16 protein-coding genes are annotated in these 15922 nt (G+C 51.6%); 7 read left to right on the forward strand and 9 right to left on the reverse strand.

Going from position 1 to position 15922, the window contains the following annotated elements; all coding sequences use genetic code 11:
* The first annotated feature begins 93 nt into the window (after positions 1–93).
* From SACSAC_RS17955 to SACSAC_RS17970, 4 genes are all read left to right on the forward strand, one after another.
* The gene (locus SACSAC_RS17955; RefSeq protein ID WP_037288939.1) at positions 94–807 is read left to right on the forward strand and encodes a cytochrome c biogenesis CcdA family protein; all 714 of its coding nucleotides are present in this window, start codon (positions 94–96) and stop codon (positions 805–807) included.
* Between the two features lie 18 nt (positions 808–825).
* Complete coding sequence (locus tag SACSAC_RS17960) at positions 826–1374, forward strand: redoxin family protein (RefSeq protein ID WP_051507226.1); 549 nt, start codon at positions 826–828, stop codon at positions 1372–1374.
* 44 nt (positions 1375–1418) lie between these two features.
* Positions 1419–2645 carry a peptide-methionine (R)-S-oxide reductase MsrB gene (gene msrB / locus SACSAC_RS17965; RefSeq protein ID WP_051507227.1) on the forward strand — a complete coding sequence of 409 codons (1227 nt, stop codon included), beginning with the start codon at positions 1419–1421 and terminating at the stop codon, positions 2643–2645.
* A 171-nt stretch (positions 2646–2816) separates the two neighbouring features.
* Positions 2817–3338 (forward strand): hypothetical protein, encoded by a 522-nt coding sequence (locus SACSAC_RS17970; RefSeq protein WP_037288943.1) that lies wholly within the window; start codon positions 2817–2819, stop codon positions 3336–3338.
* 45 nt (positions 3339–3383) lie between these two features.
* Here SACSAC_RS17970 and SACSAC_RS17975 read toward each other — a convergent pair whose 3' ends face one another.
* Together SACSAC_RS17975 and SACSAC_RS17980 are read right to left on the reverse strand one after the other, a co-directional pair.
* Positions 3384–3617, reverse strand: a complete 234-nt coding sequence (locus SACSAC_RS17975; protein ID WP_037288945.1) for a YuzB family protein — start codon at positions 3615–3617, stop codon at positions 3384–3386.
* The gene (locus SACSAC_RS17980) at positions 3614–5059 is read right to left on the reverse strand and encodes an SMI1/KNR4 family protein (RefSeq protein ID WP_051507228.1); all 1446 of its coding nucleotides are present in this window, start codon (positions 5057–5059) and stop codon (positions 3614–3616) included. The genes SACSAC_RS17975 and SACSAC_RS17980 overlap by 4 nt, the downstream gene beginning before the upstream one ends.
* A gap of 134 nt (positions 5060–5193) precedes the next feature.
* On the opposite strand from SACSAC_RS17980, the gene SACSAC_RS17985 reads away from it, so the two are divergent.
* Together SACSAC_RS17985 and SACSAC_RS17990 are read left to right on the forward strand one after the other, a co-directional pair.
* Positions 5194–6750, forward strand: coding sequence for an ABC-F family ATP-binding cassette domain-containing protein (locus tag SACSAC_RS17985; protein ID WP_037288948.1), 1557 nt, complete (start codon positions 5194–5196; stop codon positions 6748–6750).
* 573 nt (positions 6751–7323) lie between these two features.
* Entirely contained in the window at positions 7324–7998 is a 675-nt protein-coding gene (locus SACSAC_RS17990; RefSeq protein ID WP_051507229.1) for a hypothetical protein, read from the forward strand.
* A 67-nt stretch (positions 7999–8065) separates the two neighbouring features.
* Here the strand turns inward: SACSAC_RS17990 and SACSAC_RS17995 are convergent, their stop codons facing one another.
* Together SACSAC_RS17995 and SACSAC_RS18000 are read right to left on the reverse strand one after the other, a co-directional pair.
* Positions 8066–8956, reverse strand: a complete 891-nt coding sequence (locus SACSAC_RS17995) for a fumarylacetoacetate hydrolase family protein (RefSeq protein ID WP_037288951.1) — start codon at positions 8954–8956, stop codon at positions 8066–8068.
* 75 nt (positions 8957–9031) lie between these two features.
* A complete protein-coding gene (locus SACSAC_RS18000) occupies positions 9032–9484 on the reverse strand; it encodes a MerR family transcriptional regulator (RefSeq protein WP_037288955.1) in 453 nt (150 codons plus the stop codon).
* Positions 9485–9699: 215 nt separating this feature from the next.
* Here SACSAC_RS18000 and SACSAC_RS18005 point away from each other — a divergent pair, with 215 nt between their 5' ends.
* Entirely contained in the window at positions 9700–10551 is an 852-nt protein-coding gene (locus SACSAC_RS18005) for an aldo/keto reductase (RefSeq protein WP_037288958.1), read from the forward strand.
* Positions 10552–10626: 75 nt separating this feature from the next.
* Here the strand turns inward: SACSAC_RS18005 and SACSAC_RS18010 are convergent, their stop codons facing one another.
* From SACSAC_RS18010 to SACSAC_RS18030, 5 genes are all read right to left on the reverse strand, one after another.
* The gene (locus SACSAC_RS18010; RefSeq protein WP_037288961.1) at positions 10627–10908 is read right to left on the reverse strand and encodes a hypothetical protein; all 282 of its coding nucleotides are present in this window, start codon (positions 10906–10908) and stop codon (positions 10627–10629) included.
* A gap of 266 nt (positions 10909–11174) precedes the next feature.
* On the reverse strand, positions 11175–12233 hold the full coding sequence (locus tag SACSAC_RS18015; protein ID WP_245608661.1) for a diacylglycerol kinase catalytic domain-containing protein: 1059 nt from the start codon (positions 12231–12233) through the stop codon (positions 11175–11177).
* Positions 12230–13267: an SPFH domain-containing protein gene (locus SACSAC_RS18020; RefSeq protein WP_037288963.1), complete on the reverse strand. Its 1038-nt coding sequence runs from the start codon at positions 13265–13267 to the stop codon at positions 12230–12232. Before SACSAC_RS18020 ends, SACSAC_RS18015 begins: the two co-directional genes overlap by 4 nt.
* A 173-nt stretch (positions 13268–13440) precedes the next feature.
* Entirely contained in the window at positions 13441–14196 is a 756-nt protein-coding gene (locus SACSAC_RS18025) for an alpha/beta hydrolase (RefSeq protein WP_037288966.1), read from the reverse strand.
* Between the two features lie 131 nt (positions 14197–14327).
* Entirely contained in the window at positions 14328–15710 is a 1383-nt protein-coding gene (locus SACSAC_RS18030; RefSeq protein WP_037288969.1) for a HEAT repeat domain-containing protein, read from the reverse strand.
* Between the last annotated feature and the right edge of the window lie 212 nt (positions 15711–15922).

The raw sequence follows: 15922 nt of genomic DNA on the forward strand, positions 1-15922 counted from the left end.
TTAAAAAAATCCCTTTGGAGCTAATCCAAACCTCATTATTTTGCGTACAATAGATGTAGAACAACATTATTCCACTACCGGAGGTGACGCTTCTTGCCTGCTGAATCTTTATATATCGGAAGCGTGCTGGCTGCGGGAGTTTTATCCTTTTTCTCTCCCTGCATCTTCCCGATGCTGCCTGTTTACTTCGCCTTTCTCGGCGGATCGGAAGCGGGTCGTCCGAGCGATGCCGCTTCGACGCGTTTTAAAATCAATCCGAAGCTGATCGCTCGCACGCTGCTGTTTATCCTCGGCCTGTCCACCGTGTTCCTGCTGCTCGGCTTCGGCGCGGGCGCGCTCGGCGGCGTAATCAACAGCTCCTGGTTCATGATCGTATGCGGCGCGGCCGTAATCTTGTTCGGCATTCATCAGACCGGCGTGCTCAACCTGATGTTCCTGCAAAAAGAAAAACGGCTCACCTACGACGCGAACAAGCAAAAAGGGTGGCTCGGCGCATTCCTGCTCGGCTTGACGTTCAGCTTCGGCTGGACGCCCTGCATCGGTCCCGTGCTCGCTGCCGTTCTCGGCGTGGCCGCGGGCGGCGGATCGGCAGGTTACGGCGTATGGATGATGTTTATTTATACCGTAGGTATGGCCGTTCCTTTCCTGATCCTCGCCGTATTTTCGGACTTCCTGCTGCGTCGTCTGAAGAATCTATACAAGCATATGGGCAAGATCAAAGTCTTTTCCGGCCTGATTCTGATCGCGATGGGCATTCTGCTGATGACCAACAATCTGGCCGTGCTCACGTCAGCGTTCCAATTTTAACTTTTTAACCTTAAGGAGATGACCGACTTGCAACATGTAAAAAAGAAATGGCTGCCCCTACTGATGCTATTCTCCGTCGTATTACTGCTATCCGCCTGCGGGCAAAACGGTTCAGCAACTTCCGCTTCCGGTGGCACTACGGCAAGCTCTACCCCGGCGCCGCAATTCGATCTTCAAGACTTGAGCGGCAACGAAGTCAAGCTGGCGGATTTTAACGGGGAAAAAGTCTACATTAAATACTGGGCTTCGTGGTGCTCGATCTGTCTCGCGGGCATGGAAGAACTCAATACGCTGGCCGGACAAGACAACGACTTCAAAGTAATCAGCATCGTCGCTCCGAATTTCAAAGGCGAAAAGTCCGAAGCCGATTTCAAAAAATGGTTCGCGGGCCTAGACGAAAGCAATACGACCGTACTGCTGGATCAAGACGGCAAATACGCGCAGCAGCTCGGCGTGCGCGCGTATCCGACTTCGTTCTATATCGATTCGACGGGCGGCTTGGCAAAAACCGTTCCCGGCCACAACACCAACGACGTGATCGCTTCGAACTTTAATGCGATTCCTTAAGGAACGAAGGTTCGTTTTCCCACTATGACGAGGAGGTTCCATTCATGAAAAAAAGAACCCGGCCCGCAGCTTGGCTCTCTCTGGTCTCGCTGATGCTGCTGAGCCTGCTTCTGTCAGCCTGCTCCACGTCCGGCTTCGCCGGAATGAATGCAGCCGGTTCCACGTTCCCTTCGAGCGTTACGGCCGCAAGCATTCCCAATCCGAACGCGGACGTCGACTTTTCCAAATCCGACTTGAAAAAGATTTATCTCGCCGGCGGATGTTTCTGGGGTGTGGAAGCTTACATGGCACGCATCTACGGGGTACAAGATGCCGTATCCGGTTACGCCAACGGAACAGGCGAAAATCCTTCTTACGAAGACGTAATCCAAGGCGACCGCGGCTTTGCCGAGACCGTCGAAGTCACGTATGACCCTGAACTCGTGCCGCTGGACAAGCTGCTGACCGAGTTTTTCAAAGTCGTCGATCCGACCAGCGTCAACAAACAAGGGAATGACCGGGGCATCCAATACCGTTCCGGCGTGTATTACACGGATGACAGCGAGAAATCGGTGATCGAATCGGTCATTGCCAAAGAACAAGAACGGTACAACCAAGACATCGTGACCGAAGTGCTGCCGCTCGAGAACTTCTACATGGCGGAAGAATATCATCAGGATTACCTCGAAAAGAACCCGAACGGCTACTGCCATATCGACATGGGAATCTTGAACGAGCAGGAGATTCCGGCCGACGGCGCAAACGATACTTCGGCGGCAGGCGTGACGACAACGGGCGAAAAATCCGCTGCCGCGACTAAGGCCGAAGGCAAAATCGTGATCGAACCGGCCGACTATCCGAAACGCAGCGCCGAAGAGTTGAAGAGCCTGCTGACCGATATTCAATATAAAGTCGCCGTCGAGCAGGACACCGAACATCCTTACTCCAACGAATATTGGGACACGTACGAAAAAGGGATTTACGTCGACGTCTCCACCGGCGAGCCCCTGTTCGCCAGCGAAGACAAATACGACTCGCAGTGCGGTTGGCCGAGCTTCGTGAAGCCGATTACGCCGGATGTCGTGACGTATCACGAAGATACCGCGTATAACATGGTCCGCACCGAGGTACGCAGCCGCTCAGGCGATATCCACCTTGGCCATGTCTTCGACGACGGCCCGGAAGATCGCGGCGGCAAGCGTTACTGCATCAACAGCGCCTCGATCAAATTCGTGCCGCTGGCGGATATGGATGCGCAAGGGTATGGGTATTTGATCAGCGTGGCGAAGTAAGATTTTCTGACAGACGTTTGCTGCGAAAAAAGGCTTCTTTGAAGCAAGTTTCAGCTTATATAGAAACCAGGATCTCCGTTTGGAGAGCCTGGTTTCTTTTGTGTTCGATTCTTTTTGCATTTTATCTATATATGTTATTATTCTAAAATAAGGAATATTAGGAGGCCGAAAATGAAAACATTTGAGATACTAAGCGAGATTACAATGGAGCTTTGTTACTTCGTACTCACGATGAGAAGAATAGGCCCTTTAGAGATTTCAGAAGATGAAGCAGAACTCTATTTGCAAAAAACGACTTCTCCTGAAGTAGCGGGTTTTATTAAAGACGGGATTAAGGTTCTGAAAAAGTATGGCGGCTTTGAAATGATGAAAATCATGTATGACGTTAGAATGCTTAAATGTCTTCGAAATCCTGATATTGATTTAGAAGAATTGCAAGCGCTCCAATACAGTGTTTATCTTTTTGAATATTGTACAGGTGGAGATTTGGATGAAATGGTACGCTTTTCTCGGCTACTAGTGGAATTTGAGTCTGCGGAAGAAGGCTCCATATTTAATTCCAATGAAGAAGCGCTGATTAAACTGAGAAGAGTACAAGAGTTTCTTAGGAGCAAAGATTATGAGGGCGTTCCTCTCAATCGTGAGGAGTTTGAAACTTATAAAAAAGAAGGCTGGAAGACATCAAGCCACTAAGGCGTGCCTTCCAGCCTCCGATTCGCGATAAACCATACGACCGGATCATGCTTTTTTCTTTTTTACAATCCGCTTCTCCAGCTTTTTAACCAGCTTCTTCGGTGTCTCCGCTCGGACAATCTCACCCTTCACCATCGCAAACGGTTCGGTCCGGCACAATCGGCATTCTTTTAAACAGGAGTCTTTTTTCACTTTCACATCGGCATACTCGCCCTTTAGTGCCTTATAAGCCGACTTCGAGAAACGATCCAAGTTTTTTTCGCAAAATTCGATTTTCATCGCCGTTCCTCCTTCAGATTCCGCAGCACGCTCCGTACTCGAGCAAGCTCGCCCGGAACATAGCGGTCTATATGATCTTGCGTGCTGAATCCAAACTCCTTAAGACGATGGCGAATATTGCCGGGAATATAGTTTTCGTCTGTCGGATGCTGCGCAAGAAGCTGTTCATATACGGGCAGCAGACGCAAATCCGTCACGCCGCCGAGCGATTGAATCGCCGTATGCACGACGTTCGGCGCGGGATCATGCAGCAGCACGCGAATGAACTCGTCCACGTATTCGGCTTTCTGATCCGATTTGCCCGCTTGCCAGATCGCGCTTTTGCGAATCTCCGCGTCTGGATTTCGAAATGCCGGTAAAAACAACGGAAGCGGCTCGATGCCTGCTGCTTCCGCGATATAGCCGAGAAACCGGAATGTCTCTTCATCTGTTTCACGCGGAATCAAAGTTTGGATCTCTTCCGCGAAATTTCGGGCGTTCTTTTTCCGATACCAATGAATCAACTGGGCCGAGGTTCGTCGATCCTCCGCCTGTTCGCTACCCAGTCCTGCAATCAGCATCGGATCGGCAAGATCCGGCGCATGGGCGGCCAGCAGGGTCAACGCCCAATATCGCACGCTATCAGCAGGATCATACAGCAACTTTTCCGCAAGCCGCACTGCCGGTTCTTCGAGACGAGGGAAACGCAGAAGCGCCTTCAACGCTTGCGCGCGGTTCTCGCTGCTGCCTGATGCTTTCGCCTGCTCGACCAACTCTTGTTCGCTTCCTCCGGGCGTCGTGCCGAACCAATGTATCTTGAATCCGGCTATGATCTCGTCCAACCATCGCTCGTACCAATCCAGGAAGTTCTTTTCATGCGTAAAAAAGGGCTTTTGGTATTCCATGTTCATGTACACGACGCGTCCCCGATGCTCGCCGCTGACGATCAGCAGAATCTCGTTATCGCAGCCCATCGTGCCGATCTCGAGCGTACCTTTCAACAGATCGGCGAAAGCCTCGTTATAAGCGTCATCGTCCAGCGATTCGTCCACCGCATACTCTTCCGTATCTTGGGACTGCCAATCCTGGGCAGCCGGACTCATCCGGAAGAGTGAAGCTTGAGTCAAACGCTCCGCATCCGGCTCCATGTTGTCCGTGCCGTAAATGCCGTAATAAGGCCCGGCGCCGCCGTAGGAACCCGGTCCGCCGTTACCGATCCCGGTCAAAAAAGCGGCGAACGCTTCCGGCAGTTGAACGCCCCACTTGGCCTGCAGCGTATTCAATTCCTCAAGCGTCATCGGTTCATTCACCCGGTAACGATGACTGCTAGCACCAAATACCTGCTCCGATTCCGGAGTCTGCGCGGCACGCGTCAGCTTTTGGCGAATTCGTTCGATCTGCCGATCATATAGGCTTAAATTCGGAATTTCTTGCACCGATTCGTTTTTTTGTTCCTTATCCATGCCGTCACTCTCCTTCTTTGCATGAAAACTTTCCGCTGTTTTCCAGGTTTCCATTGAGTTGTGAGCTGTTACCTTTTATAATGAAACGGAAAAAGTTTTAATCGAAATCTAACAGAAAAAGGTGTCTTTCATTAATGAGTATACTAAATGTAGAACGACTGAGCCACGGCTTCGGCGACCGGGCAATTTTTAAAGATGTCTCCTTCCGCCTGCTGAAAGGCGAGCATATCGGCCTGATCGGCGCCAACGGCGAAGGCAAATCCACGTTCATGAATATCGTAACGGGCAAGCTCCAGCCGGACGAAGGCAAAGTCGAATGGTCGAAACGCGTTCGCGTCGGCTACCTCGATCAGCATGCCGTACTGGAAAAAGGCCAAACGATTCGCGACGTGCTCAAAGGGGCTTTCCAATACTTGCTCGATATGGAGCAGGAAATGAACGATATGTACGGACGCATGGGCGACGTGACTCCGGAGGAGCTGGAAGAACTGCTGGAGCAGGTCGGCACGATTCAAGACACGCTGACCGCGCAGGACTTTTACCTGATCGACGCCAAAATCGACGAGACCGCCCGCGGACTCGGCTTGACCGACGTCGGCTTGGACAAAGACGTCAACGACCTTTCCGGCGGACAGCGTACGAAGGTTCTGCTCACCAAGCTGCTGCTCGAGAAGCCGGACATCCTGCTCCTCGACGAGCCTACCAACTATCTGGACGAAGTGCATATCAACTGGCTGACGCGCTATCTGCAAGAGTACGAGAACGCGTTCATCCTGATCTCGCACGATATTCCGTTCCTGAACAGCGTCGTCAACATCATTTACCATATGGAAAATCAAGAGCTGAACCGCTACGTTGGCGACTATGATTATTTCCAAGAAGTCTATGCAATGAAAAAGCAGCAGTTGGAATCGGCTTTCAAGCGCCAGCAGCAGGAGATTTCCCAGTTGAAAGACTTCGTGGCCCGCAACAAAGCCAGCGTAGCGACGCGCAACATGGCGATGTCCCGTCAGAAAAAGCTGGACAAAATGGACGTGATCGAACTGGCTCAGGAACGTCCGAAACCGCAGTTCAACTTCAAAGTGGGCCGTACGGCGGGCAAACTGATCTTCGAAACGAAAAACTTGGTCATCGGCTACAACGAACCGTTGTCCCGCCCGCTTGACCTGAAAATGGAACGCGGTCAAAAAATCGCGCTCGTCGGCGCCAACGGTATCGGTAAAACGACGCTGCTGCGCAGCATTCTCGGCGAGATCCAAGCGATTGACGGCACGGTCGAACGCGGCGAGCATCAGCAAATCGGTTACTTCGAACAAGAAATGAAAGGCGACGGTTCGAACACCTGCATCGAAGAGATCTGGAACGAGTTCCCTTCGCTCAGCCAATTCGAAGTGCGCGCGGCATTGGCCAAATGCGGCCTGACGACGAAACATATCGAGAGCAAGATCACGGTACTGAGCGGCGGCGAAAAGGCTAAGGTTCGTCTGTGCAAACTGATCAACCGCGAAACGAACATTTTGGTACTCGACGAGCCTACGAACCACTTGGACGTCGATGCGAAAGACGAGTTGAAGCGTGCGTTGCAGGCTTACAAAGGCACTATCCTCATGATCTCCCACGAACCTGAGTTTTATAAGGATATCGTGACGGAGACGTGGAACTGTGAGTCTTGGACGACGAAGGTTTTCTAAGAATTGATTCTTGTTGAAGCTGGGGCGGCTGCGGGGGAAATTCGCTCAAGACGCTGTCTCACCCGGAAATTAGATTGAAGTTTTATTGGAATTTTCCGGGTTCAAAGGCGTCAACATGGCGCTGAATGTCACCGCAGGTTTTCTTCGAAATCCTGTATTTCACTGAATTCCTCCCTCCGCCTATCGCTTCGAACTGAATAAAACTTTTAAAATCTTCATCTGTGTATGAGTGTAGATGAAGTGCGGAAAGGCTCCTTTGAAAGGAGCCTTTTTGTGTATGCATAAAGAATGGGAGTTGGCTGTCTATTTTATGCTGATTGATAGACAACAAACTAGGGCGTGTACGCAAACTCCGAAGGAAGAAGATTGACCTGAATTTTTGATCTATGCAAGGAACAATTTCGAAGGCGTGCCGGGGCACGTCAAGAAAGTGCGACGCCGCAGAGGGCGAAAAGGCAGGACAAGATGCACATCGTTGAGTTTGAGTACACGCCCTAGACTATAGAGAGCTAATTTGTAGATCGAGGCGTTGCTTTTATGAGAGGGGGATTGAAGATGGGGAGACGGAAAAGGATGAAGCGGCTCTTGGCTTTAGGCGGGATGGGTTTATTTTTATTGTTGGTCGGGTGTATAGCAGAGAAGGAAGAAGATCTGTCCAAGGTCGCTTCTGTTTCGATGCAAGAAACGGGCGAAGCGCAGGAGGAAGAAATATTGGTAGGCGAAAATATTTCTAAAACAACAGGCTTGGAGACGGTCAATGCCATGGCTACTTTCGTCGGGTATGCCAATGTGGATGAGTTGGATGAAGCATCCGACCTTATTTTGATCGGTACGCCGACTCGGGATTTTATAGAACGCGCCTCCAACAATACCTATTATTCAGACGGACATATTCAAGATATTTCGACCTTGACCGACTTCAAGATTGAGCACGTGATCAAAAATGAAGAAGACGTCGAGTTAGAAGATGTGATTGCAATCATCGAACCCATTTCGATCATTGAACAAAACGGCGTCAAGACCGTACTCACAGTCGAAGATTATGTAGAACTGCAAAAAGGAAAAACGTACATCATTTTTCTGGGCAAAAACACGTACGGTCGGTACAGCGTAATCAATATGAACAACGGTCGCTTTGCTATAGAAGAAGACGGAAATTTGGAGCTTGCTGTCATGGCTGATTCCGTACAAGAGAAACATAGCGAATTCCAAAAAGAGGTGTTGGAAAAATACGGGTTAAATCCTTGAAGACAAGCGTAAAAGAACAGTTCTGTTTAAGAGCCGTTCTTTGCTTTACGCCTTAAGATTGATTGGTTTATTCGCCGATCGTATTGGTCAACTCGCCTAAGCCCTCGATAGAGATCGTCACTTCGTCGCCGGTTTTGAGCCAGACGCGAGCGGTTTCCGGCTGGCCGAACACGACGCCTTCCGGCGTGCCGGTCAGGATTACGTCACCGGGACGCAGCGTGAAATATTTGGAGAGATAAGCGATGATTTCCCGGCAGGAGAAGATCATGTCGGAAGTGTTGGAATCCTGAACGGTTTTGCCGTTGATACTGGCTGAGATGCGCAAAGCGTCAGGGTCGGAGATTTCGTCGGCGGTAGCGATATACGGGCCGATCGGAGCGAATCCGTCGCCTGTTTTGCCGAGGAGCCATTGGCCGGAACGCATCTGTAGGTCGCGTGCGGACAGATCGTTTGCGCAGCAGTAGCCGAAGACGTAATCGAGCGCTTCTTCTTCGCTGACGTTGGATGCGGTACGACCGATCACGATGGCAAGCTCGGCTTCATAGTCAAGCTGTTTCGTTTCGGAAGGGTAAGGAATAATGTCTCCGTGCGCAGCTACCGAGTCAGAGAATTTACTGAACACGACAGGTTGTTTAGGCAGAGGCATATTTGTTTCTTCCGCATGCTTTTTGTAGTTCAACCCGATGCAGATCAGCTTGCCCGGATGCAATACGGCAGGCAGAAAGCGTACTTCGGTTTGCTGCTTCGATTCGAATTTGGAACGATCCGGCCCCAGACGCTCCCACGCATTGCGAATAGACGCGATTCGTTCCGGCGATTTCAGCAGCTCATCCGTGGTCGTCGGCAATGTTGCTCCTTTTTCCAACCATGGAGTGAGCGCGCCGAGCGGCACGATTTTCCCTTCATTGATCAAAACAACCAACGGCCGGCCGCCGCGTTCCACATTAGCAAATTTCATTCCGTTCCCTCCCTTTTCGCCTTATCTCGTGCAGCTTCGATTGGTTCGCGCGAAACTGCACTCTCTTTTGTAGTGTCATTTTTCCTGCAAAACGGTTGAGGCGTAAAATACGTCTCCATGCATATACCGCATTCGCTCCCAAGTTGCCGGATTTGTCGTATCGGGTGTTTTCCCTGCCAGTATCTCTTCATACAACAACATTTTCTCTTCCAAATGAGCCACATGACGTTTCGCTTCTTCCAGCTGCAGACGCGCTTCTTCCCCGTGCTTTTTCATCATGGCGCTTCGCTCGGGAACGGTCGAATCGCCTTGAAGGCAAAGGTCGACATACGTCTTAATCGCTTCGATCGGCATTCCGGACTGCTTCAAACACCGAACGCCGAACAGCCAATTGATGGATTGTTCATCGAACAGCCTCACATTATGCTCGCTGCGCTGTACAGTCGGCACCAGCCCTTTATCGGTATAAAAACGGATTGCGTGTTCCGTCAGCCCTGTAATCTGCGCAGCTTCTTTGACAGTATGCATACTCGGTTCTTCCTCCTTAAAAAACTTCGAAATATTGCTTGCCTTCGTGTAACACGAAGGATTTAAGCTCATTGTAAAGCAAATCGACCTAAAGCGAAAATCTTCGCCGTCAGGTACGCCGCCTCAAAATCAGCCATCAAGTCTGCGTACCCAGATCGTATTTTCCTTTTCAAAACCGATTGCTTTCCCACATTTACCCAACAGGAGGAATTCCCATGCAAAGCGTAACATTAAACAACGGCGTCAAAATGCCCCTTCTCGGCTTCGGCGTTTATCAAATCCCGGATGCGGAACAGTGCGAGAATGCCGTATACGAAGCTCTGAAAACCGGATATCGCTTGATTGACACCGCTGCGGGCTACATGAACGAAGAAGCGGTAGGACGGGCAATCAAGCGCAGCGGCATACCGCGTGAAAATCTGTTCATCACGACCAAACTTTGGATTCAGGACGCAGGCTACGAGAGCGCTAAATCCGCCTTCGCGAAGTCTTTGGAAAAACTCCAGTTGAACTATTTGGACCTGTACCTGATTCACCAACCTTTCGGCGATTATTACGGGGCTTGGCGCGCAATGGAAGAACTTTATTACGAAGGAAAGATCAAAGCGATTGGCGTCAGCAACTTCCTTCCCGACCGCCTGATGGATCTGATCGTGCATAATGAAGTCGTTCCGGCCATTAATCAGGTTGAAACCCACCCGTTCTACCAGCAAGCCGAAAGCTCCGCATTCATGGCCGAACAAGGCGTGCAGCATCAATCATGGGCGCCCTTCGCGGAAGGTCTGGGTAACATGTTCGGCAATGAAACGTTAACCGCTATCTCAAATCGGCACGGCAAATCCGTCGCTCAAGTGATTTTGCGCTGGCTGACTCAACGAAACATAGTCGCCGTTCCCAAATCCGTGAACAAAGAGCGTATCATCGAAAATTTCGACATTTTCGATTTCGAATTGAGCACGGACGAACTTACGCAAATCGCCGCTCTCGATACCGATCAAACGCTGTTCATGTCTTATCACGATCCCAAATTTGCCAAAATGCTGGGTACATTAAAAGTTGAGTTATAAGCAAAAAATAAGCATCCACTGCCGCCTCACCTGAGGCAGTCGCGGATGCTTTCCGTATTTATGCACGATTCGCGCTTATTCGGTTCTTGTCTCGTAAGAGTTTTCCCTGTATTTGTCCCGGGTCGGCTCTTGTCGATCGACGTTCGGTTTGGGTTCGGTTGGCTGCGGCTCCGAATGCCAGGCTTCAACCTTCTTTTTCCGCTTGCGCTGGAACCAACGCTCCAAACGGTTCGCGGACTGGCGTTCGGCAAGCGTCTTCTTGATTCCTTTCATCAGCAGCTTGGAGCGATCCTCGTCGTTACGTTCCAACTCGTGGAGGTCCTTCAGAAATTCATCCTTCATATTATGCATCTCCATGTATAAGGTCTCCTCTCAGTATATCGAACATATGTTCTTTTGTCGAGTTTGGGCACTTTTCGTATCCGGAGAAAAAGAGGCATCGATGCACCGATACTGCGTGCTCATTCTATCTTTCGCCAGCTTGCTCCGTTTTGCGAGGATTTTCTTACTCTTTATTTACCCGCTTTTCTCCCATAGCAAAAAAGCTTTTCTCTGTACGAGAAAAACTTTTTAGGCACGCCTTAAAAATTCAGTATTGAACTCCAAAATTCAAAGCTCTGCGTTCACACCGCCAGCAGTCCTCGCCGCTCCGCTACCGTAATCGAAGCCACGACTCCCGAGCCGAACTCCAGATAATCGTCTTCGACGCCGTCGCTGAAAATCACGCCGCTTTCCGGCATTTGCGACATGATCCGAAGCGGGCTTCGTTCGTCGATTTTGCCGAATACCAGGTTGGCGGAGGTCGCTCGGCTCGGATACGGTTCGCGTACGCTAAAGTACAGGTACGGCGAATCCCAACCGAACGAAGCATCCGGGGCCAGAGTCTGCGCAGGCTGCCCGGCGACTCCCGAAGCGATCCCCGCGGCTCCCGCCAGCACGCTGCGCAGCCAACCGGTCGAGCCCATTCCGGTCGAGACGATGATTCCGCTCGACGACTGCTGCTCGGCGGCCTCGTTCATCCGCAACTCGTAACGGGCCGATACATGCGTCCGCCGCCCGATAAATAGATCGTTGACCGCATACAGCACCTGTCCGTCGTTCAACTCTGCCTGCGCAAGCCGGACTTCTTTGACCGGGCGTTTGTCGCGCAGGATATCGCGCGCCACCGACTGCAATTCCCCGACCGTGAACGGCAGCAGAGCCCCTTCCCACCGCTGCGGGTCCGGATTGACGCCGATCAACGGCCGATACGCCGCATACTTGAGCGTATTGGCGACCAGACCGTCCTGACCCAGCACGACCACCACGTCTTTTTCGCCAAAAATAAAATTCGGTACATGCTCGCGGTCTACCTGCTGCACGCGTCCGACCACGCTCAGCGATTCCGTCGCCTGATGCAGCGCCGCGCGGTAGACCTGATCTTCGCGAATGTAGTCGCCGAAATCCGCCCCAAGCCGTTCGACATAGAACTGCGCCTGCTGAATCGTGTTGTACCGGATGACCAGCTCCTCCAGCCGGGTCCGGCGCTTCACCAGCACGATCTTCGCTTCCGTCTCCGGAGCGCCCGCCGCCGTGCTGCCGGACGGTTGACGGACACGGGTATGTCCGCTTCTGTCGCCGGGCGCTTCGAACGTTGAACGTCGCGCTCCCGCTTCCCGATCTCTTTTTACGAAAAAACTCATCGCTGCGCAGCTCCTTTCGCCGCCTGTCCGCCCATCAGTCCTTGCAGCAGATCCGGCGTAATATTCAACTGGCCGATCTTCTCGGCATTGCCCGCCATTTCCTGGAACGCGATCGCGATCAGTTTGTCCGGCTTCATATCCATATTCGCCATTGCTTGCAGCACGTTCGGATTGACGTTCTCCAACGACTTCATGACGGCGGTCAGCTCGTACGCTTTGGCGTCGGCGGCCGTTTTTTGGTTCGACGTCTCCAGGCCGATCAGTTCTTGTCTCCGCTCTTCCATGCCGATGTCGAAGCTAAGCTGCTCTTTTTCCATCTCGTGACGCTTCTGTTTGACTGCTTGTTCCGCATTGAGCTGCGTTTCCCGAATCTGACGTTTTTTCGTCTCGACCGCAATTTCGGTGTTCAGCTCGTTTTCTTTGACTTGGCGTTCCTGCTGAATCGAAGCGTTGCGACGGCGGTACAGGGCTTCGTCGGCATCCTGCAAAATTTCTTCGCGCGCTTTGGCTTCCAATGCGCGCATCGTGTCTTTATTCGGCAAAATGGCGAGAATCGACAGTCCCATCAGCTCCACGCCGAGCGCGGCCATTTCTTCGTCGTTCGCCAGCTCCCGCCGCATGCTTTGCGCCAGCGTCTCGCTCGCTTGAATCGCTTCTCGGAGCGGCATGCGAGCCAGACCGCGCTTGATGCGCACCTTGACGATGTTGACCACACGCTGACTGAGCAGAGCCGGATCGTCCGACAGGTAGCGGTTCTTTTTCAAATCGTACGTATAGTTCAGCACTTCCGTCATCCGCTTATATTCGGCGATCCGGTAGATAAGCTGACCCTGCACGGTGATCTTCTGATAATCGCTCGTCATCTCGTCGAACATGAACGGAACGTCGATCGACGAGACCGGCACGACCACGACCGACGTCGTCGGCGCATAATAATGGAAAGCAAGCCCGACGCCTTCCTTGACGACTCTGCCGTTCTTAATCTTCATCACGTACTCGCTAGGCTGGAATTTGGCAAAACGGAATCCGAACATGATAGTTCCCCGCTTTCTTTTTCGTTATTGTCATTTCGACTTTAACAAAAATATAGCACAGTTTTTTGATATTATCAATATGATATTAACAAAAAGTTACGAAGAATAGAAATAAAAAAACCTTCTCCCGGAAAAGGACAAGGTTTTGTCAGAACATGATAGGCGCTATCGAGTTAAACATGTTCCAATTGCGACTTTAATATTCTCGTAACGAGTTGCGAAGATTCTGAGACCCGTTCCGAAGCTGATTTCGAAGTTTGTTCGTTCGCCGGATGATCCCGCACATGCTCCAATACCGCATCGAATAATTCAAGCTGATTCGGCGAATGGCAGACCAGATGACCGCTTTGCGGCAGCAGCAGTACCTTTTTATCCGCCGATCCCAGATGTTCGTTCAGATATGCGGAACTACGAGGCTTTACCAGATGATCTTTGGCCCCCTGCACGATCAATGCCGGAGACTTCGCTTCTTCGTACCACTCCAGCGATTCGTCCACGATCCGATAAAACTCGCGCGTGGCGCGGGCCGGAACGGCAAAAAAGTTACGAATATAACGTCCTACCATACGCGGTTGCATCAAAGTTCGGGCAATAGCCGGCGGATGAAGCGGGAATACCGGCGCGGACAATAACGTAATCGACGCGATGCGCTCCTTGTAAAAGGCCGCAAGGCGCGTCGCAATCAGCGCTCCCGTAGAAAATCCGATCAGATGCACGCGGTCGTATTTGGACAGCAGCAGCTTCAGTTGCTCTTCGGCGCTGGCGATCCATTCCCGATTGCCCGCGTCCTGCATTTCTTTGCGACTGCCTCCGTGACCGCTGAGCGTAAACGTACTGACGTCAAATCCTTTTTTCTTCAAAAAATCGGCAAGCGGCTCCATCTCATGCACGCCTCCCGTAAAACCGTGAATCAGCAGGCAGGCCTCCATCTTTACCCTCTCCCGTCCTTTTCGATTCGGTGCTTTCTATGATTATAGCGCTTATCGAATAGATGGAGCAAAGCAGGCAACCTTCTGAACGCGATCAATCACAGCTCACTCACATTTTTGTTGCAAATCCGTCACGTCTTGTTGACTTTGACCCGATACTGCTGCAATAAACGCTCGGCTTCTTCGCGTATTTCAAGATCGGAATCATAGGCGGCACGTTCAAAAAAGAGATGCGCCTGCTCTCCATACTCACTTAGGCGCCGGAGTGCCGCTTTACGAAGCTTGACTCCACAAGAAGCCTCCGTAATCAATCGACCGTATCGAGGCATCAAGCCAGGTAGCGGCAAGCCCTCAAGCGCGCCTACTGCGGTCTCGCGTACCACTTCATCTGCATCATCCAACGCTCGTCCGAATTGCATCGCGTACGCTTCCCGTCCCGGCAAGCGCCCCGCATGGAAGACCGCTTCGCGGCGCATATCCGGATTGGGATGGGTGAAGAACAGAATCAGCGTCGCCAACGGATTCACCGGTCCTTGTTCCAGAATGCGCACAGACTGACACAATACCCGGTGGTCCTCTTCGTCAGTCAGCAATCGTTCGAGCAACAAGGTCAGCTGACCGCCACCAGGCTCACCGTATGCGTCAATCTGTCTGGCTGCATTTAATCGCTCTTCCGCAAGCGGACTTATCAGTGCCTTTTCCAGAAAAGGAAGGGCTTGAACATATTCTTTTTGCGCCAAAATCTCCAGAGCAGCCATTCGCACGGCCGGAGACGCGTCTACGCATTGTTCGAATAGAAAGGACAACGTCTCTTCTTTCAATTTGGGGAGTTTATGCATGCCTTGGATCGCGCTGACCTTGACCTTCTCTTCGAGGCTCGTCAAATATAGATCGATCAGCACGACGTCGTCTCCGGCCCGCTCCATCGCAAACCAGCCCGTATCGTAACCGCCGATGATCTCGTCCAGCCAACGCTCATACCATTCCAGAAAATTTGCTTCATATGTAAAAAAGGGAATTTGATAGCTGCGATCCACGTAGACGACCCGACCCCGGCAAGGACCGTTCAGCACCAGCATCATTTCAAAAGTCCAGCCCATCGATCCGATACCAAGCATACCGCCATACAACTCTTCTTGCAGTCGCCTCCGCTCTTCCGGCTTGATCGAGGGATCATCCAGGAAAGCGATCATCGTTCCCCATTCTTCTGGAGTCATATCCGGAGACAATAGGCATTCTTGCTTCAATGCTCCCGCGATCCTGTCCGAATCAAGCGGCGCTATGCCGTAATACGGACCTGCTCCCCCATTCCCCACAACTTGCAAAAACTCGGAAAACTCATTCGGTAGCGCAATGCCTGTCTTGGCTTCGAACCGGACAATCGCCTCAAGTTCAAGCGGTTCGTTCATTTGATAACCGTGCCGATTCGCTCCGAATTCTTTGAGAGCATCGTCGCGCCGCGTTGCCATCTTCAGCTTCCAGACGATACGCTCCAACTGCGCTTGCTTCTTCACTTCGTGTCCCTCCCCAAGTGTAGACGACCGTGATCGCACTCCCGACGCGCGGTCGCCTTCCGTTCGCTTCTTCGGCCGCGATGAAGCGATAATCCCGTCTCCCTGACGATTCTCGTTCTCTATGTCTGTTGGTTGTATGCTATAATCTCAATTTGTAATGGCTGGAACCGTTGCACGTCTTTGCCACTGTGCTTGATTGTAACTCGTTGGAG

The sequence above is a fragment of the Saccharibacillus sacchari DSM 19268 genome, from assembly GCF_000585395.1.
Classification (GTDB): Bacteria; Bacillota; Bacilli; order Paenibacillales; family Paenibacillaceae; genus Saccharibacillus; species Saccharibacillus sacchari.

Bases quoted from the DNA above. Each gene is read 5' to 3' on its own strand.
- SACSAC_RS17960 (WP_051507226.1), top strand. From the start codon at position 826: ATGACCGACTTGCAACATGTAAAAAAGAAATGGCTGCCCCTACTGATG.
- msrB (WP_051507227.1), top strand. From the start codon at position 1,419: ATGAAAAAAAGAACCCGGCCCGCAGCTTGGCTCTCTCTGGTCTCGCTG.
- SACSAC_RS17970 (WP_037288943.1), top strand. From the start codon at position 2,817: ATGAAAACATTTGAGATACTAAGCGAGATTACAATGGAGCTTTGTTAC.
- SACSAC_RS17975 (WP_037288945.1), bottom strand. From the start codon at position 3,617: ATGAAAATCGAATTTTGCGAAAAAAACTTGGATCGTTTCTCGAAGTCG.
- SACSAC_RS17980 (WP_051507228.1), bottom strand. From the start codon at position 5,059: ATGGATAAGGAACAAAAAAACGAATCGGTGCAAGAAATTCCGAATTTA.
- SACSAC_RS17985 (WP_037288948.1), top strand. From the start codon at position 5,194: ATGAGTATACTAAATGTAGAACGACTGAGCCACGGCTTCGGCGACCGG.
- SACSAC_RS17990 (WP_051507229.1), top strand. From the start codon at position 7,324: ATGAAGCGGCTCTTGGCTTTAGGCGGGATGGGTTTATTTTTATTGTTG.
- SACSAC_RS17995 (WP_037288951.1), bottom strand. From the start codon at position 8,956: ATGAAATTTGCTAATGTGGAACGCGGCGGCCGGCCGTTGGTTGTTTTG.
- SACSAC_RS18000 (WP_037288955.1), bottom strand. From the start codon at position 9,484: ATGCATACTGTCAAAGAAGCTGCGCAGATTACAGGGCTGACGGAACAC.
- SACSAC_RS18005 (WP_037288958.1), top strand. From the start codon at position 9,700: ATGCAAAGCGTAACATTAAACAACGGCGTCAAAATGCCCCTTCTCGGC.
- SACSAC_RS18010 (WP_037288961.1), bottom strand. From the start codon at position 10,908: ATGGAGATGCATAATATGAAGGATGAATTTCTGAAGGACCTCCACGAG.
- SACSAC_RS18015 (WP_245608661.1), bottom strand. From the start codon at position 12,233: ATGAGTTTTTTCGTAAAAAGAGATCGGGAAGCGGGAGCGCGACGTTCA.
- SACSAC_RS18020 (WP_037288963.1), bottom strand. From the start codon at position 13,267: ATGTTCGGATTCCGTTTTGCCAAATTCCAGCCTAGCGAGTACGTGATG.
- SACSAC_RS18025 (WP_037288966.1), bottom strand. From the start codon at position 14,196: ATGGAGGCCTGCCTGCTGATTCACGGTTTTACGGGAGGCGTGCATGAG.